This is a genomic window from Microbispora sp. NPDC049633 (assembly GCF_040675265.1).
Taxonomy (GTDB): domain Bacteria; phylum Actinomycetota; class Actinomycetes; order Streptosporangiales; family Streptosporangiaceae; genus Microbispora; species Microbispora maris.
Window position 1 is genome coordinate 1 of the sequence record NZ_JBFAOO010000016.1, and the last position, 23,472, is coordinate 23,472.

Genomic DNA, 23,472 nt, shown 5'->3' on the forward strand with positions numbered 1-23,472 from the left:
TCAAACTCTCCAAACAATGCTTGAAAGAGTTCACTCTGGCCGGCACCCCCCGGCTAAGGAAAGGGCACCGTTCAAAGGAATCCGTCACCGACACCGAAGTGCCGCTATGACGGGGTCATGCATGATTTCATGCACTGGCTTTTAGCACACTGTTGAGTTCTCAAGAAACGGACGCGACCACCATCACCCAGAACCCGATTCACCAGGCTCTACGCTCCGGGGCGTTTCGCTTCGTTCGTTGTGTCTTAATCCTGTCCGACCCGCTGTTTCCTGTCAAATCCGCCCCACCGGGACCGACTTGACCCGAAACCCGCCAACCGACAGGAATTCGACCGCCCCGTTTCCGGGGCAACCCCTCTAACTTACCCGAACCCCCAGCCCGGCGCAAAACCACCGACCCAGACACCCAAGAAACAAGAGAGACGCCGGCGACCAGCCCGCGCACAGCCAACACAACCACCGAAGTGATCGAAGAGGAGTGCGCCGAACCGCGCCGACAACAGAAGATTACCAGGGCCCGGCACTGCCATGACCCGAGTTGAAGAGAACGCCGGGAGCTCCGGGTCTATTCCCTCCCGCCGCCGCAGCTTCCGAGGGCTCCTTCACCGGCCCGAACCCCTTCCCGTCGCGGGTTATCCACAGGCCGCGGCGAGGAGCCTTGGCGGGACCACGCCGAACATAGACTTTGGCGGGTGAGCGACATGCCGCCTGTAGCGAAGAAGGTCTCCCTGGAGCGCACGCATCACGGTGACACCGTCATCGACGAGTACGCGTGGCTGCTCAAGAAGGACGACCCCGACACCATCGCGTACCTGGAGGCGGAGAACGCCTACACCCAGGAGAAGACCGGCCACCTGCAGGATCTCCAGGAGGCCATCTTCAAGGAGATCAAGGGCAGGACTCTGGAGACAGACCTGTCCGTGCCCACCCGCAAGGGCGCCTGGTGGTACTACTCCCGCACCCAAGAGGGCAAGCAGTACGGCTTTCAATGCCGCGTGGCCGCCGACGGTGACAGTCCGCCTCAGCTGGAGCCGGGCACCCCGCTTCCGGGTGAACAGGTGATCCTGGACGCCAACGAGCTCGCCGGCGACAGCCCGTTCTTCTCCATGGGCACGAGTGCGATCAGCCCTGACGGCACGAGGCTCGCCTACTCGACCGACTTCTCCGGTGACGAACGCTTCACCCTCCGGTTCAAGGACCTGACGACGGGCGAGCTGCTCCCGGACGAGATCCCGGGGGTCTTCTACGGCGGCGCCTGGTCGGCCGACGGCTCCACGTTCTTCTACACCACCGTGGACGAGGCATGGCGCCCGTACCGGATCCACCGCCACACCCTCGGCTCGGCCGAGGACGTCGTCGTCTACCAGGAGGACGACGAGCGCTTCTGGGTGGGCATCGCGCTGACCCGCAGCCAGCGCTACCTGGTGCTGACCTCCGGCAGCAAGATCACCAGTGAGGTGCGGATCCTCGACGCGGACACCCCGGACGGCGAGTTCACGGTCGTGCGGCCCCGGCGGACCGGTGTGGAGTACGGGCTGGAGCACGCCGCCGACCGCTTCCTCATCCTGCACAACGACGGCGCCGTGAACTTCGAGCTCGCCGGCGCCCCCCTCGACGATCCCGGGAGCTGGACTCCCCTGATCGAGCACAGGGACGACACCAGGCTGCTCGACGTGGACGCCTTCAAGGACTACGTCAGCGTGCACTTCCGCCGTGATGGCCTCACCGGCATCAGAATCCTGCCGGGTGACGGCGGCGAGCCGTACGAGATCTCGTTCCCGGAACCGCTGTACGACGTGGCGCCGACCGGCAACGCCGAGTTCGAGACCGGCAGGCTTCGCCTCAGCTACACCTCGATGGTGACGCCGCCGTCGGTCTACGACTACGACCTGCGGTCCGGCGAGCTGATCCTGCTGAAGCAGAGGGCGGTGCTCGGCGGCTACGACCCGGCCGACTACGAGCAGTTCCGCGAGTGGGCCACCGCTCCGGACGGCACCCGGATCCCGCTCTCGATCGTGGTCCGGAAGGACACGAGCCGGCCCGCTCCCACCCTGCTCTACGGCTACGGCAGCTACGAGTCGTCCATCGACCCCTACTTCTCGGTGGCCCGGCTCTCGCTGCTCGACCGGGGGTTCGTGTTCGTGATCGCCCACGTGCGTGGGGGCGGCGAGATGGGCCGCCGGTGGTACGAGGACGGCAAGCTGACCAGGAAGAAGAACAGCTTCACGGACTTCGTCGCCTGCGCGCGGCATCTCAAGGCCGGGGGCTGGTCCGATCAGATCATCGCCAGAGGCGGCTCGGCCGGCGGCCTGCTCGTGGGCGCGGTCGCCAACCTGGCTCCGGAGGAGTTCGCGGGGATCGTCGCCGAGGTCCCGTTCGTGGACGCGCTGAACACGATCCTCGACCCGTCGCTGCCGCTCACGGTGACCGAGTGGGACGAGTGGGGTGATCCGCTGCACGACCCCGAGGTCTACGCGTACATGAAGACCTACTCGCCCTACGAGAACGTCGACGGCCGGACGTACCCGGCGATCCTCGCGACCACCAGCCTGAACGACACGCGGGTGCTCTACCACGAACCGGCCAAGTGGATCGCCCGGCTCCGCGCCACCGCCCAGGGCGGCCCGTTCCTGCTGAAGACCGAGATGGGCGCCGGCCACGGAGGCCGCAGCGGCCGTTACGACGCCTGGCGTGAGGAGGCGTTCGCGCTCTCCTGGATCCTCGACCGAGTTGGAGTGACCGAGTGAGCTACGTGGCAGCCGAGGGCCGGTACGGGCCCATGCCGTACAACCGGACCGGACGGAGCGGGCTGAGGCTGCCCGCGGTGTCGCTGGGGTTGTGGCACAACTTCGGCGACGACAAGCCGATCGAGACCCAGCGGGCCATCCTCCGGCGGGCCTTCGACCGCGGAGTCACCCACTTCGACCTCGCCAACAACTACGGTCCGCCGTACGGCTCGGCGGAGATCAACTTTGGGCACATCTACCAGCAGGACTTCACCAGGTACCGCGACGAGCTGGTGATCTCCACCAAGGCTGGGTACGACATGTGGCCCGGCCCGTACGGCAACTGGGGGTCGCGCAAGTACCTGCTCGCGAGCCTCGACCAGTCGCTGAAGCGGATGGGCCTCGACTACGTGGACATCTTCTACAGCCACCGCTTCGATCCCGAGACGCCCCTGGAGGAGACCATGGGGGCGCTCGCCCACGCGGTCCGCTCGGGCAAGGCGCTTTACGCGGGCATCTCGTCCTACTCCCCGGAGCGGACCCAGGAGGCCGCGGCGATCCTGCGGGACATGGGTACCCCGCTGCTCATCCACCAGCCCTCCTACTCGATGCTCAACCGGTGGATCGAGAACGGACTGCTCGACGTGCTGGAGGAGGAGGGCGCGGGCTGCATCGCATTCTCCCCGCTGGCGCAGGGCATGCTGACCGGCCGCTACCTGAACGGCATCCCGAAGGACTCCCGGGCCGCCCAGGGCAAGTCGCTCGATCCGTCTCTGCTGACCGAGGAGAGCCTGCGCCACGTCCGGCGGCTCGACGAGATCGCCCGGCAGCGTGGCCAGTCACTGGCGCAGATGGCCCTGGCCTGGGCGCTGCGCGACTCGCGCGTGACTTCGGTGCTGATCGGCGCGAGCAGCGTCGAGCAACTCGACGACAGCCTCGACGCGATCAACCGGCTCGACTTCACCCAGGACGAGCTGGACGCGATCGACAAGGACGCGGTCGACTGCGGCATCAACCTCTGGGCCGCGTCCAGCGCGCACTGAGCGTCCGCGAGCCGCGGGGCACGGCGCGGGCGGCGCGTGCCCCCGGCTCGTGACCCCCGGCTCGTGACCTCCCGGCGCGTCTCCCGCCGCTCGTCGTCCCCGCGATCCGCCTGGGGGGATGGCTTCAGAGGGCGTTCTGACGCTGGAGGTAGGCGAAGGAGGCCCAGCCGGGGAGGACGGGCAGCCAGAAGGTCATCAGCCGGAACAGCAGCACGGCCGAGGTGGCGATCGGCTGCGGCAGGCCGGCGAGGGTGAGGCCGAACGACAGCGACGCCTCCACCGCCCCCAGGCCGCCAGGTGTGGGGGCGGCCGAGCCGATGGCGTTCCCGGCCAGGAACACCACGGCGACGGCCGTGAAGCTCACGTCGCCGCCGAACGCGCGGACGCAGGCCGCCAGGCAGACGACGAAGCTGATCGTGAGCAGCACCGTGCCGCTGGCCGCCTCCGCGATCTTCCGAGGGGACTGCACGACGTCGAGCAGCCGGGGGATCACGCCGGAGAACATCGCGCGCACACGTGAGGAGACCACCCGGCGCAGCGGCCGTATGGCGAGCACGATGAGGAACAGCACGGCCAGGCCGAGCAGCACCACGAGCAGCCCCCGCGACGGGGTCAGGGACGGCGCGGCCTGGGTGCCGGTCAGGTAGCCGAACAGCAGCAGCAGCATGATGTGCGCGGTCAGGCCGACGAGCTGGGACGCGCCGACGCTCGTCACCGCCGCGCCCGGCGGCACGCCGCGCTTCTGCAGGAACCGGGTGTTGATCGCCACTCCGCCGACCGCGGCGGGCGCGACCAGCTTGACGAACGATCCGGCGAACTGGGCCAGGATGGTCCGCCCCAGCGGCAGCGGCTCGGGGACGAACCCGCGCAGCATGATCGCGGCGGCGACGTAGCTCAGCGCGGCCGCGACCAGCGCCACCCCGCTCCACGCCCAGTTGGCCGAGGTGACGATGGAGACCAGGTTGACCCGGCTGAGCTGGGGAAGCAGCAGGTAGGCCGCGATCACGCTGAGGATGATCGTCACCAGCGTCCGGGGGCGGAACCGCTCGAGCCGTACCTCCTCCACCTCGACCCGGGGCTTGAGCGCGATGATCTGCTCGCGGATCTCGGGCAGCAGGCGCTTGTCCCGGCGGGCGGCGGTCCTGGTGTCGCGGCTCAGCGCGATCCGCTGGAGCAGCGGCATGGCCCCGGCGAGCACGTCCTCCCCCAGCACCCGGGCCGCCGACCGCACCGAGCGTTCGGCGCCCACGCGGGTGCCGAGGTAGGCGAGCAGCTGGGCGATGTCGAGACGCAGCAGCAGGTCGCCGGCGGCGATCTCGCCGCTGCGGGCCTCCACGAGGTAGACGTTCCGGTCGGCGTCGACGTGCATGCTCTCGCCAGTGAGGTGGCGGTGGGCCAGGCGGTGGGCGTGCAGCAGCCGGACCTGCTCCCACATCCTCGTCAGCAGTTCGTCGTCGAACTCCTCGTCGTCCAGCTCGCTCACGGGCCGGGTGTCGACGTGCTCGTAGGCGAGCAGCGCCGCCTCGGTGCCGACCTCGCTCGTGCCCAGCAGGCGCGGCAGCCGTACGCCGGCCGCCTGCGCGGCGTACGCCATCAGGGCCTCGCGTTCGAGTTCGGCGCGCAGCGAGCGGATGGCGCGGCGCCGGGTCTCGTTGTTCAGCAGGAAGCGCCGCCACAGCCGGTAGAGGACGCCAGCCACCTGCCGGTCCCGGTCGAGCACGGTCACGTCGATCCTGCGGTCGCCGGTCAGGCCGACGACGTAGCGGCGGCTGCCCGAGCTGTCGTCCTCCACCCGCCTCGCGCTGACCGGCGTGAAGCCGAGCCTGCGCAGCGCGGCCAGCACGGCGCTGCCGGGCGGCCGGGTGTTGGCGCTGCCGATGCCGTACAGCGTGCCGAACCCCACGGCGAGGCCGACGATGTACGTCAGGATCACGCCGAGCGCGGTGACCTTCGTGGCGGTGAAGAGCGCGAACACGTCGAGGCCGAGCGCGACCCACATGAGCGCCCGCCAGTGGGGACGCCGCCCCATCCGCACCGCCGTGGCGTACGCGATGGCGGGGGTGAGCACGGTGTTGAGCGGCTCGACCTCCCTGCCGCCGGTGAGCAGCTGAACCAGATCGGCCGGGCCCGCCTGGACGAGCCACTCGTCCAGCGCGTACGACACGAGCAGGGCGAGGATCGCGGCGATCAGCCCCTGGGTGACCCGCATGCCGTCGCGGTGGAAGACCCGTTCGACGGCGAACGCGACCGGGACGATGAGCACGGCGACGCCGCCCAGCAGCCCGGCGGCGGCCGAGAGCACCTCGGGGGCGCGGCCGGTGCCGGCCTGGACGTCGGTCTCCAGGCCGTTCAACGTGCGCTGCAGGGCCAGAGCCAGCAGCACGACGGCGCCGAGGGCCAGCAGCGTGAGCAGGAACCGCAACGCGTCGGAAGGACGGCGGATCCGCTGCGGCAGCAGAGGCTCGACGACGAGGACAGCTCCTTGGCCAGGAGTGTCCAGCGCTATGTCCTGCTCCTTGATGCCTCTCACCACCAGCGATTCTGTGCGATCTTCGCACTCGGTGTCCACAATTGACGGCATGCGTATATCCCTGGCCTCGGACAGCCTCGACGGCATCGCGTCGGTGCTTGCGGCCGAGGTGGAACGGCGCGGCCATTCAGTCACACTCTATGGAGCATTGGCTCCCGGTGACCGGGCTGATTGGGCATGGTGCTGCTCCGCCGCCGCGAGAGACGTGGCGGAGGGCCGCGCCGACCAGGCCGTGGTGTGCTGCTGGACCGGCACCGGCGCGTCCATCGCGGCGAACAAGGTGGCGGGGGTGCGGGCGGCGCTGTGCGCCGACGCCTCCACCGCCGCGGGCGCCCGCGAGTGGAACGACGCCAACGTGCTCGCGCTCAGTCTCCGCCTCACCTCCCGGCAGGTTCTGACGGAGATCCTGGACGCCTGGTTCGCCGGCGCGCCGAGCACCGATCCCGAGGACGCCGCGAACATCGCGTACGTCGGGGAAATCCGGTAGAGACCGCCCGCGGCCGGCACGCTAACGTCGATGCCATGAGCACGTCGCTACCCGTCCTCGGCGCCTGTCCGCTCGACTGCCCCGACACCTGCTCCTGGGTCGTCACCGTACGCGACGGCGAGGCCGCCGGGCTGCGCGGCAACCGCGACCACCCCTACACGCGCGGAGCCCTGTGCGTGAAGGTCAACCGCTACCTGGAGCAGGTGCGGTCGCCCGACCGCGTCCTCCATCCGATGAAGAGGGTGGGGCCGAAGGGCTCCGGCCGGTTCGAGCGGATCAGCCTGGACCAGGCGCTGTCGGAGATCGCCGCCAAGCTGGCGTCGATCGTCGAGGAACACGGCGGCGAGGCGATCTGGCCCTACCAGGGCACCGGGACGCTCGGGTACGTCCAGGGCGAGTCGGGCAACGCGGGGCGGCGGTTCTGGAACGCCCTCGGCGCGTCCCGGCACGACCTCAACATCTGCGCGCGGGCCGGCAACGACGGGCTGCGGTACGTCAACGGGACTCCCGGCGGCATGGACCCCGAGACGTTCGCCCTGTCGCGGCTGATCCTGCTGTGGGGCACCAACACGCTGACCAGCGGCCACCACCTGTGGAAGTTCGTCCAGGACGCCCGCGCCGCCGGGGCGTACGTCGTGGCGATCGACCCCATCCGCACGCGTACGGCCGACCAGGCGGACGAGCACCTGCCGATCCGGCCGGGCACGGACGCCGCGCTCGCGCTCGGCCTGCTGCACGTCGTGCTTGAAGAGGGCGCCGAGGACCGCGCGTACATCGAGGAGCACACGACCGGCTGGGACGAGTTCGAGGCCGAGATCCGCAGGCATCCCCCGAAGCTGGTGGCGGAGATCACCGGCCTGCCGGAGGAGCGGATCCGCGCCCTCGGCGTACGGCTCGCGCACACCCGGCCGACCGGCATCCGGGCCACGATGGGTATCCAGCGGCACGCGGGCGGCGGCGCGGCGATGCGGGTGATCGCCTGCATTCCCGGCGTCACCGGCGACTGGCGGTATCCCGGCGGCGGCGTGGCCTACTCCACCTCGGGGTACGCGCCCGCGGGCCCCGATCCACGCGACGACCTGCTCCCCCACCCCGTGCGTACGCTCACCATGACCCGGCTGGCCGACGGTCTGGACGAGTCGGTCAAGTGCCTGTGGGTCTACGCGGCCAACCCGCTCGGCTCGACCTCCGACCAGAATCGGATCAGGGCGGCACTGGCGCGGGAGGACCTGTTCACGGTGGTGATGGAGCAGTTCCCCACCGACACCGTCGACTACGCCGACTACGTGCTGCCCGCGACAATGCAGATCGAGCATCTGGACGTGCACCACGGCTACGGGCACATGTACATGGTGTGGAACGAGCCCGCCGTCGAGCCGCCGGGCGAGTGCCTGTCCACGACCGAGACGTTCCGCCGGCTCGCCCGGAAGATGGGGCTGACCGAGCCGTCCCTTTACGACACCGACCTCGAACTGGCCGAGCAGACGCTCTCCCAGGTGGGCATCACCGTGGAGGAGATCCGCAAGCAGGGCTGGGCCCGCCTGCGGGTGGCCGACCCGTTCGTGCCGTTCACCGAGGGCTTCCCGACGCCGAGCGGGCGGCTGGAGTTCGCCTCCGCGAAGGCGGAGGCCGACGGGCTGCCGCGGGTCGCCGGTTACGTGCCCTCGCTCACGGCCCGTACGGCTCCCGCCGACCGGCCGCACCCGCTCGTCATGATCACCCCGGCCGCGCACACGTTCCTCAACACGCAGTTCGCCAACAACCCGGAGCTGCGCAAGCGGTCGAAGGGCCCCACCGTGCTGGTCAACCCGGCCGACGCCGACGCACGCGGCCTCGTGGACGGGCAGGCCGCGCGGGTCTTCAACGGCAACGGCGAGTTCAGGGCGTACGTGGAGGTCAGCGACCGGGTGGCGCCGGGGGTGGTGGCGGCGCCGAAGGGCCACTGGCCCAAGCTGTCGGCCGGCGCGAACCCCAACGCGCTCGTGGACGAGCGGGACGCCGACATGGGCCGGGGCCCGGTCTACCACGACAACTTCGTCGACGTCGCCCCGCTGTCACAAAGCGAGCTTGAACCCCTCGTGTGAGGCGGTGAAGCCGAGCGAGCCGTAGAAGCGGTGGGCCTCGGTGCGGGCCTTGTCGGACGTCAGCTGCACCAGCGCGCAGCCGCGTTCCCTGGCCCGCTCGACCGCCCACCGCAGCATCTCCCGGCCGATCCCCCGGTTGCGGTGGGGCACGGCGACCCTGACCCCCTCGATCTGCGCGCGCTCGCCGCCCCGGCGCGACAGCCCGGGGATGTAGGTGAGCTGCATGGTCCCGACGATCTCACCGCCCGACTCCACGACGATCAGCTCGTTGCGCGGGTCGGCGTCCACCGCCTCGAAGGCGGCGTGGTAGTCGGGGTCCACCGGGGAGGACGGGCGGGATGCCGTGATCGGGTCATCGTTGATCATCGCCACGATGACGGGGACGTCCTCACGCCGGGCCGTACGAAAGTCGAGATCCATGCCGGGAGACTAACCGGGGCGCGTCAGGGGAGGCTCAGGGACTTCCCCGATGCCGCGGAAACGCCCAAAAGGGCACTCTGAAGTCATGAACGAACTGACCCGAATGGACGAGATGTCCTTGGCCGGCGCGGCCCTGCGCGGCGCGCCCTGGCGGGCCGCGGCGACGTCCGGCGGGGCGGTCGCGGCCACGAGCTTCCTCCTGGGCGTCATCCTGCCCGGCCCGGCCGACCTGACCTGGGCCCTGTGCGCGGGCATCACGGTATTCGCCCTCGTCGCGGCGATCGGCTCGATCTCCAAGCCGGACGCCGGCGACCGGGTGACCCGGCAGGCCCGCCTCTGGGCGCTGCGCCACCCCTGGCGCTTCTCGCTCTATCCGGGCCTCGGCGCCGCGGCGCTGATGTACCCGGTGCAGCTCGTGATCGACCGCGAGGGCGTCTTCGGCGCGGCCTGGGACGCGTTGTGGGGCGGCGCGCTCGTGCTGCTGATCACCGCCGTTCTCACGGTCTCGATGCGCGGCCGCGCCAAGGGCGCCTGAGCCTCAGGCCTCCCGCTCCGCCGCGCCGCGGCAGACGCAGAACTCGTTGCCCTCGGGGTCGAGGAGAGTGACCCATCCGGCGCCGTCCGGGGTGCGGTGGTCCTCGTACGGCTTGGCCCCGAGCGCGAGCAGCCGCTCCACCTCCTGGTCGCGGGTGCCGTTCCCGGTCGGCCTCAGGTCGAGGTGCAGCCGGTTCTTGACCGTCTTGCCCTCCGGCACCTGGATGAAGAGCAGGTGCGGAGGGCCGTCCGGACGGTCCAGCATGACCTCGTCGTCCTCCGGCTCGGAGTCGACGAGCGGCCAGCCCAGGGCCTGACTCCACCACTGGGCCAGCTCGTACGGCCGGGCGCAGTCGATCGTCGTCGTCTGGATCTCAATCATGCGCCCACCCAATCCCGACACCGGCAAAGGTGTCAAACGGGTTACGTGGCCGCCCGCCGTGGTCGAAGCGCCCGGACGAGGCTGACCGCGGACACCACGGCCCAGACCCCCTCCAGCAGCAGGAATCCCCAGTCGTCGTCCGCGTACGCGAGCCACGCGAGCACCGCGGAGCCGACGAGGTTGAGCACGAGGTAGATCTTCGAGCTGTTGTCGAGGACGTTCATCTGGGAGAGCAGGAACGCGCCGAGAATCAGGACGGCGCCGACGATCTGCAGAACTTGGTCCATGTCCTTCCGCCCACCGTCTTCGCTGGTCCGGGTACGGCGGGCACCTCGTCCGGGAAGACCGCGGATCGCGGCCCTCTCACAATGGGACGATACCGGCTGTGAGACCTCATTCCGTGCGATATGTGGCACAGACCCTGGATAAGGGCGGTTACTCGCGGGTAGCATTCCTTTAGAGTTACCGACCAGTACGTTACCCCCGGGTTCGGTTCTAGGAGCGCACACAGATGGGTCACTACAAGAGCAACCTCCGCGACCTGGAGTTCAACCTCTTCGAGGTGTTCGGCCGCAGGGAGATCCTCGGCACCGGCCCGTTCGCCGAGGTCGACGAGGACACCGCGCGAAGCGTGCTGGACGAGGTCAACCGGCTGGCCACCGGCCCGATCGCGGACTCGTTCGAGGACGCCGACCGCCACCCGCCCGTGTTCGACCCCGCCACCCACGACGTGACCATGCCGGAGAGCTTCAAGCGCTCCTACCAGGCCTGGGTGGACGCCGAGTGGTGGCGTCTCGAGCTGCAGCCGGAGCTCGGCGGCACGCCCGCCCCGCGCAGCCTCGTATGGGCCATGGCCGAGATGGTGCTCGGCGCCAACCCCGCCGTGTGGATGTTCGCCTGCGGCCCGGCCTTCTCCCGCCTGCTGTTCGAGCTCGGCACCCCCGAGCAGAAGCGGTTCGCCGAGATGGCCGTCGAGCGGCGCTGGGGCGCGACCATGGTGCTCACCGAGCCCGACGCCGGCTCCGACGTCGGCGCGGGCCGTACGAAGGCGGTCCGGCAGCCCGACGGCACCTGGCACATCGAGGGCGTCAAGCGCTTCATCACCAGCGCCGAGCACGACATGGCCGAGAACATCTTCCACCTCGTGCTGGCCCGGCCCGAGGGCGCCAAGCCCGGCACCAAGGGCCTGTCGATGTTCCTCGTGCCGAAGTACCTGGTGGACCTGGAGACCGGCGAGCTGGGCGAGCGCAACGGCGTCTACGTCACCAACGTCGAGAAGAAGATGGGCCTGAAGGTCTCCACGACCTGCGAGCTCACCCTCGGCGATAAGCACCCCGCCATCGGTTACCTGGTCGGCGACGTGCACGACGGCATCCGGCAGATGTTCATGGTGATCGAGCACGCCCGCATGATGGTGGGCGCCAAGGCCATCGCCACGCTGTCCACCGGTTACCTCAACGCGCTCGATTTCGCCAAGAACCGCGTCCAGGGCGCCGACCTGACCCGCTCGGGCGACAAGACCGCCCCGCGCGTCGCCATCACCCACCACCCGGACGTACGCCGCGAGCTCATGCTGCAGAAGTCGTACGCCGAGGCGATGCGGGCGCTGGTGCTCTACACGGCGACGATCCAGGACCAGATCCAGATCGCGGAGTTCGAGGGCCGCCGCGACGAGGCCGCCGAGGCGCTCAACGACCTGCTGCTCCCGCTGGTGAAGGGCGTCGGCTCCGAGCGGTCGTACGAGCTGCTGGCCCGCTCGCTGCAGACCCTCGGCGGCTCGGGCTTCCTGCAGGACTACCCGATCGAGCAGTACATCCGCGACTCGAAGATCGACTCGCTGTACGAGGGCACGACCGCCATCCAGGGCCAGGACCTGTTCTTCCGCAAGGTCCTGAAGAACCAGGGCGCGGCGCTGGGGTCGCTGCTCGGTGAGATCAAGGCGTTCGCGGCCTCCCAGGCGGGCAACGGACGGCTGAAGGTCGAGCGCGGCCTGCTCGACGAGGCGGCCGACGAGGTCAAGGCCATGGCCGACACGATGGCCGGATGGGCGATCTCCTCCATGGAGACGCCGCAGGAGGTCTACAAGGTCGGGCTGAACACCACCCGGTTCCTCATGGCGCTGGGCGACCTGGTGCTGGGCTGGCTGCTGCTGCGTCAGGCCGAGGTCGCGCTGAACGCCCTGTCCGCCTCGGAGGAGGACAAGGCGTTCTACACGGGCAAGGTCGCCGCGGCCTCGTTCTTCGCGCAGACCGTCCTGCCCCGGCTGGCCGCCGAGCGCCGCGTGCTCGCCGCCACCGGCCAGGACCTCATGGAACTGCCCGAAGAGTCCTTCTGATCTTGCTGGTCCGGTACGGCCGCCGCCCACGCTCTGGTGCGGCGGCCGTACCGCGTCACGCCGACGCGGGGAGGGGCCGGGCGGCGCCGTCCTCGTCGGTGTTGACGGTCCGGAGCAGTTCCTCGCGCTCGGGGGTGTTCTCCGGGCGGACGAAGCCGATGATCGTGAAAAGCACGAGAGAGGTGGCCACGGGCGCGGCCGTGGACACGGCGGTCGACAGGCCGCTCACGCCGTAGTTGGTGAGCCAGAAGACGAACAGGCCCGCCGCCCACGAGATCAGCGCCGCCGTCGGGCCGGAGCGGCGGAACAGCGGCAGCATGCCGAGCAGCAGCGGGATCGAGATCGGGCCCATCAGACCGGCCACCCACTTGATGACGACCGTGATGATGTCCTTCAGCATCGGGCTGTTGACCTGCGTGGCCACGGCCATCGACAGCGCGATGAACGCGACCGTGGTGACGCGGGCCGCGACCAGGGCGGCCCGGGTGTCCCAGCCCCGCGCGGCGCGGGACAGCACCGGGATCACGTCGCGGGTGAAGACCGAGGCGATCGCGTTGGCGTCGGAGGAGGCCATCGCCATCGTGTGGGAGAAGAAGCCGGCGATCACCAGGCCGAGCAGGCCGTGCGGGATGAGCTGGGTGGTCAGCAGCGCGTAGGAGTCGCTCGCGTCCGGCTTGGTCGCGTGGACCAGCAGCGGCGCGGCCCACATCGGGAAGAACAGCAGCAGCGGCCAGATCGCCCACAGCACGGCCGACAGCCGTGCGCCGCGGGCCGCCTGCGCCGCGTTCGGCGCGGCCATGTACCGCTGGGCCTGGTTCCACATGCCGCCGTTGTACTCGAACGTCTTGATGAACAGGAACGCGAGCAGGAACGTCACGGTGAAGGGACCGTTGAGCGGCTGCGCGTGTCCCTCCGGCAGGCGATCCCACATCCCGCCGATGGCGTCGATGCCGCCGAGCTTGGCGAGGACGGCGACCAGCATGACGACGCCGGCGAGGAGCTGGATGACGAACTGCCCGAAGTCGGTGAGCGCGTCGGCCCACAGGCCGCCGACCGTGCAGTAGACGGCGGTGACGACACCGGTGATCAGGATGCCCTGGTTGAGCGACAGGCCGGTGAACGTCGACAGCAGCGTGGCGATCGCGGCCCACTTGGCGCCGACGTCCACGATCTTCAGCAGGCCGCCGGACCAGGCGAGCGCCTGCTGCGTCGGCACGTTGTACCGCTTGGCGAGGAATTCCAGCGGGGAGCTGACCCTGAGCTTCGACCGGATCCGGTTCAGCCGCGGCGCGAACAGCACCGAGCCGATCGCGATGCCGATGGCGATCGGGAACGCCCAGGTGACGTACGACGTGGCGCCGTAGAGGTAGGCGATGCCGGCGTACCCGGTGAACATGACGGCGCTGTAGCCGGACATGTGGTGCGAGATGCCGGCCAGCCACCAGGGCATCTTGCCCCCGGCGGTGAAGAAGTCACTGATATTGCCGATACGCCGGTGCGAGTAGACGCCGATCGCCACCATGACGATGAAATAGGCGCCGAGAACGTACCAGTCCAATTGGTTCACGCGCGTCGTACCTCCGGGTGAACGGCGGCACCCGGACCGACAACCGCCTGGCCTGGTTACGATGCGCCCGCCCCCCTGCCGCCGTCAATGGCGGGTTCGCAGGTCAACGGCTCATGGAGGACGGGACGGAGACCGTGACGCAGGTCACGGCCCGTTCATATTCATGAACCGAATTCGCGTATCCGAATCGTTATCGGAGACGGCCTTGATCCCGCACACGCCGGAGGGCGAGAGTGTGCGGCGAAATGAGATTCCAGCAAGCGGCACAAGACGGACCCGTCACCGCCTGGCACCGGTGATCGTCCGGCAAGGCACGTGGGTGGAACGGGAGGACGAGGGGCGCTGCCCCGCCGCCCTCCGCGCGAGCATGCCCGGGAGCGCGAGAGGCCTGGGTGCACGGGCGAGCGGGTGCACGGGCGAGCGGGTGCACGGGCGAGCGGGTGCACGGGCGAGAAGGTCAGGCGGTCACGACCACGGTGGAGCGGCGTTCGAGGGCGGCCGAGACAACGGCGAGCACGAGTGCGGAGGCGGTGAGGAGGGCGCCCACCCAGTTGGGCGCGGTGTAGCCCAGGCCCGCCGCGATGACGAGGCCGCCGAGCCAGGAGCTCAGTGCGTTGCCGAGATTGAAGGCGCCGATGTTGACCGCCGAGGCCAGCGTCGGTGCGCCGTGGGCCAGATCGAGCACGCGCTTCTGCAGCGGCGGCACGGTGGCGAAGCCGAGCGCCCCGACCAGGGCGATGGTCACCGCGGCGAGGATCCTGCTGTGCGCTGTGAGCGTGAAGGCGGCGAGGACGACCGCGAGGGCGCCCAGCGAGACGTACAGCATCGGCATCAGCGCACGATCGGCGAACCTTCCCCCGACGAGGTTGCCGGCGACCATGCCGAGACCGAAGAGGACCAGCAGCCAGGTCACCGCCCCTTCGGGGTAGCCCGCGACCCGGACCATCATCGGCGCGATGTACGTGATTGCCGCGAAGACGCCGCCGAACCCGAGCACGGTCATGCCCATCGCCAGCAATACCTGGACGTCGCGGAGAGCGGCCACCTCGTGACGCAGGCGTACGCCCTCGGGGCGCGGCATCTCGGGCACGAGCACGGCGATGCCGATCAGGCCGAGGACGCCGAGCCCGGCGACGCCGGCGAAGGTCGTCCGCCAGCCGGCGACCTGGCCGACCAGGGTGCCCAGGGGCACGCCGACGACGTTGGCCACGGTCAGACCGGTGAACATCAGCGCGATCGCCCCGGCCCTCCGGTGGGGGGCGACCAGTTCGGCCGCGACCACGGAACCGATACCGAAGAACGCGCCGTGCGCGAGCGAGGCGATCACCCGGCCGGCCAGCATCACCCCGAAGCCCGGCGCGAGGGCCGAGAGCAGGTTGCCGGCGATGAACAGCGCCATCAGCAGCATCAGCACGCGCTTGCGGGACATGATCGTCCCCAGCACGGTCATCGGCGGGGCGCCGACCACCACGCCCAGGGCGTAGCCCGTGACGAGCAGGCCGACGGTCGGGATGGAGACCCCGAGGTCGGACGCCACCTGCGGAAGCAACCCTGTGATCACGAACTCGGTGGTCCCGATCCCGAAGGCCCCGATGGCGAGGGCTACGAGTGCGAGAGGCATGGAGATCCCCCAACGATTGCAAGAGCCAGTAACAGGCGTAGACAATAGTTGCACACGCTTAATACTTGCAAGCGCGGGCTATTGCATGAGTGGAGTATCCTCGTCTGGGTCACACGCGAACGGAGGGAGAGTCGATGACGGCCACGGATCCCGCCCTCACCGCTCTCGCGCAGGGCTGGTGCGCCCTCTCCCTGCTGCACGAGAAGATCGAGGCGCACATCGAGCGCGCCCTGCAGCGCAAGCACGGCCTGAGCGTGCGGGAATACTCCCTGCTGGAGACGCTCAGCCGGCAGCACGACGGCCCCGGCGGCCACCTGCAGATGAAGCAGGTCGCCGACGCCGTGGTGCTCAGCCAGAGCGCGACGACGCGCCTGGTGACCCGGCTCGAAGAGCGCGGGCTGCTCACCCGCTACCTGTGCCCCACCGACCGCCGTGGGATCTACACCGACGTCAGCCCCGCGGGCCTGGCGCTGCTCGCCGAGGCCCGGCCCACGAACGACGCCGCCCTGCGGGAAGCCCTCGACCAGGCGGCCCGGAACCCCCGGCTCGCTCCTCTGGTCGAAGCGGTCGAATCACTGCACGCGCAGGGGTGACCCTAGAGGACGTGCTGCACGGCCGCACGGGCGGCGAGGATCGGCGTGATGCACTCGTCGATCACGGCCCGGTGGGCCGGGTGGTCCCGGTAGACGACGTAGTCCTCCGGGGAGTCGAAGTCGGCGACCACGGCGAAGGAGAAGTTGCCCTGGTTGACGCCCGCGTCCGGGCCGATCTGGTAGGAACGCAACTCGGAGATGACGTCCGGCAGCCCGCCCAGCCGCCTGGCCACCTCGGCGCGCTGCTCCTCGGTGGCGTCATCGGTCCACTTCAGCAGCACGACGTGGCGGAACATGCACTCCCCCTGGGACGAGGCTCACGCGGCCCGCGGCCGCACCGTTGACGGCGTTCATCTTCTCATCCCCCACGCCCGCGGAGCGGACCGCCGCCCCCGCATGACGCCGGCGCCCACGACGGACGCCTCGGACGGCGCCGCTCACAGCCAGTGCCACTCGACGGAGGCCCGCCTGCGCCGTGCGGCGAGCCACTCGCGGAAGGCGTCCGCGCCCGCCGCGGCCAGTGTCTCCGCGTCGTCGTCCCGCGCCACCCGGCGCTCCAGCACGATCCCGGTCAGAAAGCCGGCGCCGTACGCTGTCGGGCCGACCAGCGTGTCGTGCGCGGCGTGGCGCAGGGGCGCGGGCAGGTCCCTGGCCCACCGCTCGCCCACGGTCATCACCGCCTCCCCACAGCCCACCAGGCCGGCCGGGCCACGCAGCCACTCCCCGTTCACCGGCTGCGGGCCCGTCACCCACAGGGCGCGTACGCGGTCGAAGTCGCAGCGGTTGGCCGCGAGATGGCCCCGCGCGAGCTCGGCCTCCTTGCGCCGCCGGAAGCGCCGCCGCCGCGCGATCCCGCCGATGAACGCCTCGAACTGCTCGCCGGACAACGGCAGCTCCACCAGCCAGGCCAGCGTGGCCGCGCGGTCGCGCAGGCCGTGGCCGGCGCGGAAATCCTCGGCGGCGGCCCGCAGGTCGCTCTCGTCGAGCGGCTCGCGGTCCTCCAGCGTCTCGTTCATCAGCAGACACTGCTCGACGATCTCTTCGAGCAGGCACCCCTCGGCGCGGTCACCGTGCGGCGGCCGGCACACCAGCATGAGCGCCTCGGCGACCCGCAGGCGCACCCGGTCCACCGTGACCAGATATCCGGCGGCAGGATGCCCGGCCGGCACGGGCACGCCGCCGTCAGGCGGGGCGGGGACGGCCGCGAGGACGGCCGTACGGCGGCGGAGCAGGTCACGCAGCAGTTCGACGGCTTCGGCGAGGACCACGGCGAACGCGGTCGCGGGCACGGCGGTCACCGCGAGCCGGCCGTGACGGCCACCGTCACCCGCGACGCGGCGGCGACGGCCGTCACCCGCGACCCGGCGGGACACGCACCGTTGTCCCACCGGGTCACGGAGCCGCCCAGGCGCTCGATCTTCGGGAGGACGCGGCACACGGTGGTGTCCCGCCGGTCGATCGAAATGAGGATCACAGGCGAGAACGCTAGGAATCGCCGCTTGAACCTCACTGGTTCGAATCTTGCAGCCGACTTGAGCGCGGCGATCAGCTCCAGGCGAGCATTCGGAGGGGGTCCTCCAGCATGGCGCCGACGTCACGCAGGACGTAGGAGCCGAGCTCGCCGTCGACCACGCGGTGGTCGAACGACAGCGCCAGGGTGGTCACCTTGCGGACCGCGAGCTGCCCGTCGACCACCCAGGGCATGTCCCTGATCTGGCCCACGGCGAGGATCGCCACCTCTCCCGGATTGAGGATCGGCGTGCCGGCGTCGACGCCGAAGACGCCGACGTTGGTGATCGTGATCGTGCCGCCGCTCAGCTCGGCCGGCTGGCACTTCCCGGCCCGCGCCCGCTCGGTGAGCTCACCGAGCGCCCGGGCGAGGCCGGGCAGCGACATCGCGTCGGCGTCCTTGATGTTCGGCACGATCAGCCCGCGATCGGTGGCCGCGGCGATGCCGAGGTTCACGTAGTGCTTGACCACGATCTCCTCGCCGGTCCACGACGCGTTGGCCATCGGATGCCGCTTCACCGCCGTGATCAGGGCCTTCGCGACCAGGAGCAGCGGGGAGACCTTGACCTCGGCGAACTCGGGCAGCGTACGCAGCCGCCGGACCGCCTCCATCGTCTCGGTCACGTCGACCTGGAGCCACTCGGTCACGTGCGGGGCCGAGAACGCGCTGGCCACCATCGCCTGCGCGGTCGCCTTCCTGACCCCTCTGACCGGGATGCGCTCCTCCCGCGCGGTCGTGTCGCGCCCGCCGGCCGTTGCGAGGGAGGGCGCCGCCACCGCCGCCTCCACGTCGGCCCGGGTGATCGACCCCTGAGGGCCGGTGCCCGTCAGGGCGGTCAGGTCCACGCCGAGGTCCTTGGCGAGCTTGCGGACCGGCGGTTTGGCCAGGACGCGCGCCCGTACGGACGCCCCGGCGCCGTTGCCCTGTGCCGCCTGTGCCGCCGGGGCCACGGGTGCCACGGGTGCCGCGGTCGCCGCAACGGTCGCGACCGGTGCAGAGGCGGGCAGCACCGCAGCGGCGGCCACGGACGAAGCGGGCGCGGACGAAGCGGGCGCGGACGGAGCGGGCGACGCCGGTTTGCGGGGGCGGCGGCGGGTGGCGCTCGTCTTGACGCCGTACCCGACCAGAACCGGCTGGCGCTTCTCCTTCGCCGGATCCTGAGCAGGGGCGTGGGCCGAAGCCTGGGCCTTCCGCACGTCCGGAACCATGTCGTCGGCCAGCGCCTCCCGGCCCGGGCCGGCGCCGTCGCCGCCCGCGCCGTCCTCCACCGAGATGATCGGGGCGCCGACGTCGACGGTCTGGCCCTCATCGGCCATCAGCGCGGAGACGGTGCCCTCGTACGGACACGGCAACTCGACGACGGCCTTGGCCGTCTCGATCTCCACGATCGTCTGATTGATCTTCACCGAGTCGCCCGGGGCGACATGCCACTTGACGATCTCGGCCTCGGTCAGTCCCTCGCCCACGTCGGGGAGCCTGAACTCGCGCAGCATGGCAGATCCCCCCTCAGTATGTGAACGAGCGGTCCACGGCGTCGAGCACGCGGTCCAGGTCGGGCAGGTAGTGGTCCTCCAGGCGGGAGGGCGGATAGGGCGTGGAGAACCCGCCCACCCGCAGCACCGGCGCCTCCAGGCTGTAGAAGCAGCGCTCGGTGACACGCGCCGCGATCTCGGCGCCGAAGCCGGTGAAGACCGGGGCCTCGTGGACGACGACGCACCGTCCGGTCCGCGTCACGGACTCGGTCAGGACGTCCACGTCGAGGGGGTTGAGCGAGCGCAGGTCGACGACCTCGACGCTCCGCCCGTCCTCCTCCGCCGCCGCGGCGGCCTCCAGGCAGGTCTTCACCATGGGCCCGTACGCGACCAGCGTGACGTCGCGGCCCTGCCGTACGGTGCGGGCGCGGTCGAGCGGCAGGCCGGGGGCGGCGAGGTCGACGTCGGCCTTGTCCCAGTAGCGGCGCTTCGGCTCGAAGAAGATGATCGGGTCGTCGCAGCGGACGGCGTCCTGGATCATCGTGTACGCGTCCGCCGGATTCGAGCACGCGACCACCCGCAGGCCCGCGGTGTGGGTGAAGTACGCCTCGGGCGACTCGGAGTGGTGCTCGACCGCCCCGATGCCGCCGCCGCAGGGGATGCGTACGACGACGGGCAGCTTGAGCGTGCCGAGCGACCGCAGCGGCATCTTGGCGAGCTGGGTGATGATCTGGTCGGCGGCCGGGAACACGAACCCGTCGAACTGGATCTCGCACACCGGCCGGTAGCCGCGCAGGGCCAGGCCGATCGCCGTGCCGATGATGCCCGACTCGGCGAGCGGCGTGTCGATCACGCGGTCCTCGCCGAAGTCCTTCTGCAGGCCGTCGGTGACGCGGAAGACGCCGCCGAGCTTGCCGACGTCCTCTCCCATCACGAGCACCTTGGGGTCGTCCTCCATGGAGCGGCGGAGGCCCTCGTTCAACGCCTTGGCGAGAGTCAGAGTGGTCATCGCTCGAACCCCGCCAGGTAGGTCAGGTACTGCTCGCGTTCCTCGTCGAGGAGTGCGTGGGCGCCGGCGTACACGTGATCAAAGATAGCCCCGGGCGGCGGGTCGGGCAGCGCCAGGCACCGGCTGCGCACGTCCTTGCCGAGCGCGTCCGCCTCGGCGTCGATCTTCTCGAAGAACTCCTGGTCGGCGAGCTGGTTCTTGAACAGGTACGCCTTGACCCGCTCGATGGGGTCCTTCAGCTTCCACGCCTCCAGCTCGTCCGCGAGGCGGTAGCGGGTGGGGTCGTCGGAGGTGGTGTGCGCGCCCATCCGGTAGGTGAACGCCTCGATCAGCGTGGGCCCCTGCCCCTCGCGGGCGTTCTGCAGCGCCCGGCGGGTCACGGCGAGGCAGGCGAACACGTCGTTGCCGTCGACCCGGATCCCCGGGAAGCCGAACCCGGACGCCCTCTTGTACAGCGGGATCTTCGACTGCTTCTCCAGCGGCTCCGAGATGGCCCACTGGTTGTTCTGGCAGAAGAAGACGACGGGGGCGTTGAACACCGAGGCCCAGATGAAGGACTCGTTCACGTCGCCCTGCGAGGTCGCGCCGTCGCCGAAGTAGACGATCGTGGCCGCCTCGGCGCCGTCGCGCTGGACGCCCATGGCGTACCCGACCGCGTGCAGGGCCTGGGAGCCGATGACGATCGTGTAGAGGTGGAAGTTGTGCTCGGCCGGGTCCCATCCGCCGTTGCTCACGCCGCGGAACAGGGCGAGCAGCTTGACCGGATCGACGTCGCGGCACCAGGCCACACCGTGCTCGCGATAGGTCGGAAAGGCCATGTCGGCGTCCGTGAGCGCCCGGCCCGATCCGATCTGCGCGGCCTCCTGCCCGAGCAGGGACGCCCAGATGCCGAGCTCTCCCTGCCGCTGGAGCGCAACGGCCTCCAGGTCGACGCGGCGGACGAGGACCAGGTCACGGTAGAGAGAGCGGACCTCCTCCGCGGTCAGCTCGATGTCGTAGTCGGGATGCTCGACCCGCTCCCCCTCCGGGGTGAGCAGTTGGACGAGCTCCGGGGGTGCGTCTACACCGCGAGGGGCGTCGGCTGTCACGTGCCACTCCTGTGCGTGTCGGGCCCCCGCGGGTGGGGTCACCCCCGCAGGAAGGCCGGGTCGTCTGGCGTACGGCCGCTGGGGTGGGCGACCGGGCGCATATGTGGACATCGTGGCAGAAGTCACACCCCTTAGCGCAAGACCTCGCCCGCCTGTCCACACTTCTCCGATTCCCGGACCGTGAGACGCCACACCCGCCGGTGCCGGGGCCACAGAGGGCGCGGCGGCGGGGCGGCACTAGGCTTGACCCAGGCGGACCCCCGAAACCGGCGGGCCTATTCGAACTGGAGGAACATCGTGGCGCGCGTCATCGTCGACGTCATGCTCAAGCCGGAGATCCTCGACCCGCAGGGCCAGGCGATCGCCCGGGCGCTGCCGCGACTCGGCTTCTCCGGGGTCGCCGGGGTGCGGCAGGGCAAGCGGTTCGAGCTGGAACTGGACGGCCCGGCCGACGAGGCCGCACTTTCGGACGTCCGAAAGATGGCCGAAACCCTGCTCGCCAACACGGTGATCGAGGACTTCGCGATCCATGTCGAGCAGTGAAGTGGCGCATTTCACACCACTATTCCCGCTGCTTATCAACCCCTAATCGGGCTTCGGTCCCTCTCGAACCCACCTATACGGCACGCCCTGATTAACAGGGACGTGATTTTGCGGTTAGCCCTGATTCATCGGGGAAACCTACCTTGGTGACCTTCGACACCGGGGAGGGGTCCGGTGGATATTGAGTTCTCACTGGCGATGCCACGGGATGCGATCGGCATCCCGATGGTCCGCCGGGTGGTGGGAGACGCGCTCCGGTCTCTCGGAGTGACCGAGGAGTGCGTGTCCGACATACTCCTGGCGACGTCCGAGGCGTGCGCCAACGCGGTACGGCACGGTGGTCCTGCCAACCGTTACGAGGTCATGGCCACCATTGGCAACGGCCGCTGCGAGTTGCGCGTCGCCGACGAAGGCGAGGGGCTGCACATGATTCCCCGGCAATATCCGCCGGCGGAGACCGAGAACGGACGGGGCATTCTGATCATGCGCGCCGTCGTGGACGATCTCTCGTTCGACATCACGCCCGGGCGCGGCACCACTGTGCGCCTGTGCAAAGAGCTCGACTGGGACGAGGACGCCATCGCCCATCACCTCACCCTCGATCGGCACCTCGCCGGGGTCTGAGGACCCCGGCGACACACCGCGCCGGGCGCTCGGGAGCCCCGGTGTGACGGGTGATCGGGAATGGCCTCCGCGAGGGAGCCGATTTGGCGGCTCCGATACCCTGAGGTGTACCGCTACTGACCGCCGTCCGGCACATGAGACGGTGGCGTGCGCCTTGGAGGGAATACTGTCATGAGCGCTGCCCGGGTGGGCGTCGTCACCTTTCCCGGAACACTCGACGACCAGGACGCCGCGCGAGCCGTACGGCTGGCCGGAGCGGAGGCCGTGCCGCTGTGGCACGCCGACCACGACCTCAAGGGAGTCGACGCCGTCTTCCTGCCCGGCGGGTTCTCCTACGGCGACTATCTTCGCTGCGGAGCGATCTCCCGGTTCTCCCCTCTCATGACCGAGCTGATCCCGGCCGCCCAGGCCGGGCTGCCCGTGCTCGGCACCTGCAACGGCTTCCAGATCCTCTGCGAGGCGCACCTGCTGCCGGGCGCGCTCACCCGTAACGAGGGCCTCCACTACATCTGCCGCGACCAGCGCATCCGCGTGGAGAGCACGCGTACGGCATGGACGGCGGACTTCACCGACGGCCAGGAGATCGTGCTGCCGATCAAGCACGGCGAGGGCCGTTACGTCGCCGACGCCGACACGCTCGCGGCGCTGGAGAGCGAGGGCCGGGTGGTCTTCCGCTACGCCGGCGGCAACCCGAACGGCTCGCTCAACGACATCGCGGGCATCACCAACGAGGCCGGGAACATCGTCGGCCTCATGCCCCACCCGGAGCACGCGGTCGAGGACCTGACCGGCGCGCCCAGCGTGGACGGCCGCCACTTCTTCACTTCGATCCTGAAGAGACTGGTGAACGCATGACCGGGAGCGAACCCGGCGCAGTGAGCGGAGTGGCGGGCCGAGGGACGAG

Annotated in this window: 22 protein-coding genes and 1 riboswitch; of the genes, 10 read left to right on the forward strand and 12 right to left on the reverse strand. The window is 70.2% G+C overall.

Annotated elements, in window-relative coordinates; all coding sequences use genetic code 11:
- Window positions 1–701: 701 nt before the first annotated feature.
- On the forward strand, window positions 702–2,747 hold the full coding sequence (locus AB0J39_RS06690; RefSeq protein ID WP_363462503.1) for a S9 family peptidase: 2,046 nt from the start codon (window positions 702–704) through the stop codon (window positions 2,745–2,747).
- The gene (gene mgrA, locus AB0J39_RS06695) at window positions 2,744–3,769 is read left to right on the forward strand and encodes an L-glyceraldehyde 3-phosphate reductase (RefSeq protein WP_363462445.1); all 1,026 of its coding nucleotides are present in this window, start codon (window positions 2,744–2,746) and stop codon (window positions 3,767–3,769) included. Before AB0J39_RS06690 ends, mgrA begins: the two co-directional genes overlap by 4 nt.
- 124 nt (window positions 3,770–3,893) lie before the next feature.
- On the opposite strand, the gene AB0J39_RS06700 is transcribed toward mgrA, so the two are convergent.
- Window positions 3,894–6,299 (reverse strand): lysylphosphatidylglycerol synthase transmembrane domain-containing protein, encoded by a 2,406-nt coding sequence (locus tag AB0J39_RS06700; RefSeq protein ID WP_363462446.1) that lies wholly within the window; start codon window positions 6,297–6,299, stop codon window positions 3,894–3,896.
- A 49-nt stretch (window positions 6,300–6,348) separates the two neighbouring features.
- Between AB0J39_RS06700 and AB0J39_RS06705 the strand changes: the two genes are divergently transcribed.
- Window positions 6,349–6,786, forward strand: a complete 438-nt coding sequence (locus AB0J39_RS06705; RefSeq protein ID WP_363462447.1) for an RpiB/LacA/LacB family sugar-phosphate isomerase — start codon at window positions 6,349–6,351, stop codon at window positions 6,784–6,786.
- 35 nt (window positions 6,787–6,821) lie between these two features.
- Window positions 6,822–8,870 (forward strand): molybdopterin oxidoreductase family protein, encoded by a 2,049-nt coding sequence (locus AB0J39_RS06710; RefSeq protein WP_363462448.1) that lies wholly within the window; start codon window positions 6,822–6,824, stop codon window positions 8,868–8,870.
- On the opposite strand, the gene AB0J39_RS06715 is transcribed toward AB0J39_RS06710, so the two are convergent.
- Window positions 8,841–9,290, reverse strand: a complete 450-nt coding sequence (locus tag AB0J39_RS06715; RefSeq protein WP_363462449.1) for a GNAT family N-acetyltransferase — start codon at window positions 9,288–9,290, stop codon at window positions 8,841–8,843. The genes AB0J39_RS06710 and AB0J39_RS06715 overlap by 30 nt on opposite strands.
- An 85-nt stretch (window positions 9,291–9,375) precedes the next feature.
- On the opposite strand from AB0J39_RS06715, the gene AB0J39_RS06720 reads away from it, so the two are divergent.
- On the forward strand, window positions 9,376–9,825 hold the full coding sequence (locus AB0J39_RS06720) for a hypothetical protein (protein ID WP_363462450.1): 450 nt from the start codon (window positions 9,376–9,378) through the stop codon (window positions 9,823–9,825).
- A gap of 3 nt (window positions 9,826–9,828) precedes the next feature.
- Here the strand turns inward: AB0J39_RS06720 and AB0J39_RS06725 are convergent, their stop codons facing one another.
- Both AB0J39_RS06725 and AB0J39_RS06730 read right to left on the reverse strand, forming a co-directional pair.
- The gene (locus AB0J39_RS06725) at window positions 9,829–10,206 is read right to left on the reverse strand and encodes a VOC family protein (protein ID WP_363462451.1); all 378 of its coding nucleotides are present in this window, start codon (window positions 10,204–10,206) and stop codon (window positions 9,829–9,831) included.
- A gap of 41 nt (window positions 10,207–10,247) precedes the next feature.
- Complete coding sequence (locus AB0J39_RS06730) at window positions 10,248–10,493, reverse strand: hypothetical protein (protein WP_363462452.1); 246 nt, start codon at window positions 10,491–10,493, stop codon at window positions 10,248–10,250.
- Between the two features lie 5 nt (window positions 10,494–10,498).
- Window positions 10,499–10,570, reverse strand: a riboswitch (guanidine-III (ykkC-III) riboswitch).
- A gap of 147 nt (window positions 10,571–10,717) precedes the next feature.
- Between AB0J39_RS06730 and AB0J39_RS06735 the strand changes: the two genes are divergently transcribed.
- On the forward strand, window positions 10,718–12,541 hold the full coding sequence (locus AB0J39_RS06735; RefSeq protein ID WP_363462453.1) for an acyl-CoA dehydrogenase: 1,824 nt from the start codon (window positions 10,718–10,720) through the stop codon (window positions 12,539–12,541).
- A 55-nt stretch (window positions 12,542–12,596) separates the two neighbouring features.
- On the opposite strand, the gene AB0J39_RS06740 is transcribed toward AB0J39_RS06735, so the two are convergent.
- Together AB0J39_RS06740 and AB0J39_RS06745 are read right to left on the reverse strand one after the other, a co-directional pair.
- On the reverse strand, window positions 12,597–14,108 hold the full coding sequence (locus AB0J39_RS06740; protein ID WP_363462454.1) for a sodium:solute symporter family protein: 1,512 nt from the start codon (window positions 14,106–14,108) through the stop codon (window positions 12,597–12,599).
- Between the two features lie 457 nt (window positions 14,109–14,565).
- Window positions 14,566–15,729 (reverse strand): MFS transporter, encoded by a 1,164-nt coding sequence (locus AB0J39_RS06745; protein ID WP_363462455.1) that lies wholly within the window; start codon window positions 15,727–15,729, stop codon window positions 14,566–14,568.
- 134 nt (window positions 15,730–15,863) lie between these two features.
- Here AB0J39_RS06745 and AB0J39_RS06750 point away from each other — a divergent pair, with 134 nt between their 5' ends.
- Window positions 15,864–16,322, forward strand: coding sequence for a MarR family transcriptional regulator (locus AB0J39_RS06750; protein WP_363462456.1), 459 nt, complete (start codon window positions 15,864–15,866; stop codon window positions 16,320–16,322).
- A 2-nt stretch (window positions 16,323–16,324) separates the two neighbouring features.
- On the opposite strand, the gene AB0J39_RS06755 is transcribed toward AB0J39_RS06750, so the two are convergent.
- The 6 genes from AB0J39_RS06755 to pdhA all read right to left on the reverse strand — a co-directional run bounded on the left by AB0J39_RS06755 (window position 16,325) and on the right by pdhA (window position 21,401).
- Window positions 16,325–16,618, reverse strand: coding sequence for a Dabb family protein (locus AB0J39_RS06755; protein ID WP_363462457.1), 294 nt, complete (start codon window positions 16,616–16,618; stop codon window positions 16,325–16,327).
- A gap of 141 nt (window positions 16,619–16,759) precedes the next feature.
- A complete protein-coding gene (locus AB0J39_RS06760) occupies window positions 16,760–17,611 on the reverse strand; it encodes a hypothetical protein (protein ID WP_363462458.1) in 852 nt (283 codons plus the stop codon).
- A gap of 5 nt (window positions 17,612–17,616) precedes the next feature.
- Window positions 17,617–17,796, reverse strand: coding sequence for a hypothetical protein (locus AB0J39_RS06765; protein WP_363462459.1), 180 nt, complete (start codon window positions 17,794–17,796; stop codon window positions 17,617–17,619).
- A gap of 71 nt (window positions 17,797–17,867) precedes the next feature.
- On the reverse strand, window positions 17,868–19,325 hold the full coding sequence (locus AB0J39_RS06770; RefSeq protein WP_363462460.1) for a dihydrolipoamide acetyltransferase family protein: 1,458 nt from the start codon (window positions 19,323–19,325) through the stop codon (window positions 17,868–17,870).
- A 13-nt stretch (window positions 19,326–19,338) separates the two neighbouring features.
- A complete protein-coding gene (locus AB0J39_RS06775; RefSeq protein ID WP_363462461.1) occupies window positions 19,339–20,313 on the reverse strand; it encodes an alpha-ketoacid dehydrogenase subunit beta in 975 nt (324 codons plus the stop codon).
- Entirely contained in the window at window positions 20,310–21,401 is a 1,092-nt protein-coding gene (gene pdhA, locus AB0J39_RS06780; protein WP_363462462.1) for a pyruvate dehydrogenase (acetyl-transferring) E1 component subunit alpha, read from the reverse strand. Before pdhA ends, AB0J39_RS06775 begins: the two co-directional genes overlap by 4 nt.
- Before the next feature lie 297 nt (window positions 21,402–21,698).
- Here pdhA and purS point away from each other — a divergent pair, with 297 nt between their 5' ends.
- From purS to purQ, 3 genes are all read left to right on the forward strand, one after another.
- On the forward strand, window positions 21,699–21,944 hold the full coding sequence (gene purS, locus AB0J39_RS06785; RefSeq protein ID WP_363462463.1) for a phosphoribosylformylglycinamidine synthase subunit PurS: 246 nt from the start codon (window positions 21,699–21,701) through the stop codon (window positions 21,942–21,944).
- A gap of 225 nt (window positions 21,945–22,169) precedes the next feature.
- On the forward strand, window positions 22,170–22,568 hold the full coding sequence (locus AB0J39_RS06790) for an ATP-binding protein (protein WP_211591900.1): 399 nt from the start codon (window positions 22,170–22,172) through the stop codon (window positions 22,566–22,568).
- A gap of 171 nt (window positions 22,569–22,739) precedes the next feature.
- Window positions 22,740–23,423, forward strand: a complete 684-nt coding sequence (purQ, locus tag AB0J39_RS06795; RefSeq protein WP_363462464.1) for a phosphoribosylformylglycinamidine synthase subunit PurQ — start codon at window positions 22,740–22,742, stop codon at window positions 23,421–23,423.
- The last annotated feature ends 49 nt before the right edge of the window (window positions 23,424–23,472 follow it).

Bases quoted from the DNA above. Each gene is read 5' to 3' on its own strand.
- AB0J39_RS06690 (WP_363462503.1), top strand. From the start codon at position 702: ATGCCGCCTGTAGCGAAGAAGGTCTCCCTGGAGCGCACGCATCACGGT.
- AB0J39_RS06705 (WP_363462447.1), top strand. From the start codon at position 6,349: ATGCGTATATCCCTGGCCTCGGACAGCCTCGACGGCATCGCGTCGGTG.
- AB0J39_RS06710 (WP_363462448.1), top strand. From the start codon at position 6,822: ATGAGCACGTCGCTACCCGTCCTCGGCGCCTGTCCGCTCGACTGCCCC.
- AB0J39_RS06715 (WP_363462449.1), bottom strand. From the start codon at position 9,290: ATGGATCTCGACTTTCGTACGGCCCGGCGTGAGGACGTCCCCGTCATC.
- AB0J39_RS06720 (WP_363462450.1), top strand. From the start codon at position 9,376: ATGAACGAACTGACCCGAATGGACGAGATGTCCTTGGCCGGCGCGGCC.
- AB0J39_RS06725 (WP_363462451.1), bottom strand. From the start codon at position 10,206: ATGATTGAGATCCAGACGACGACGATCGACTGCGCCCGGCCGTACGAG.
- AB0J39_RS06730 (WP_363462452.1), bottom strand. From the start codon at position 10,493: ATGGACCAAGTTCTGCAGATCGTCGGCGCCGTCCTGATTCTCGGCGCG.
- AB0J39_RS06735 (WP_363462453.1), top strand. From the start codon at position 10,718: ATGGGTCACTACAAGAGCAACCTCCGCGACCTGGAGTTCAACCTCTTC.
- AB0J39_RS06745 (WP_363462455.1), bottom strand. From the start codon at position 15,729: ATGCCTCTCGCACTCGTAGCCCTCGCCATCGGGGCCTTCGGGATCGGG.
- AB0J39_RS06750 (WP_363462456.1), top strand. From the start codon at position 15,864: ATGACGGCCACGGATCCCGCCCTCACCGCTCTCGCGCAGGGCTGGTGC.
- AB0J39_RS06755 (WP_363462457.1), bottom strand. From the start codon at position 16,618: ATGTTCCGCCACGTCGTGCTGCTGAAGTGGACCGATGACGCCACCGAG.
- AB0J39_RS06770 (WP_363462460.1), bottom strand. From the start codon at position 19,325: ATGCTGCGCGAGTTCAGGCTCCCCGACGTGGGCGAGGGACTGACCGAG.
- AB0J39_RS06775 (WP_363462461.1), bottom strand. From the start codon at position 20,313: ATGACCACTCTGACTCTCGCCAAGGCGTTGAACGAGGGCCTCCGCCGC.
- AB0J39_RS06790 (WP_211591900.1), top strand. From the start codon at position 22,170: ATGGTCCGCCGGGTGGTGGGAGACGCGCTCCGGTCTCTCGGAGTGACC.
- purQ (WP_363462464.1), top strand. From the start codon at position 22,740: ATGAGCGCTGCCCGGGTGGGCGTCGTCACCTTTCCCGGAACACTCGAC.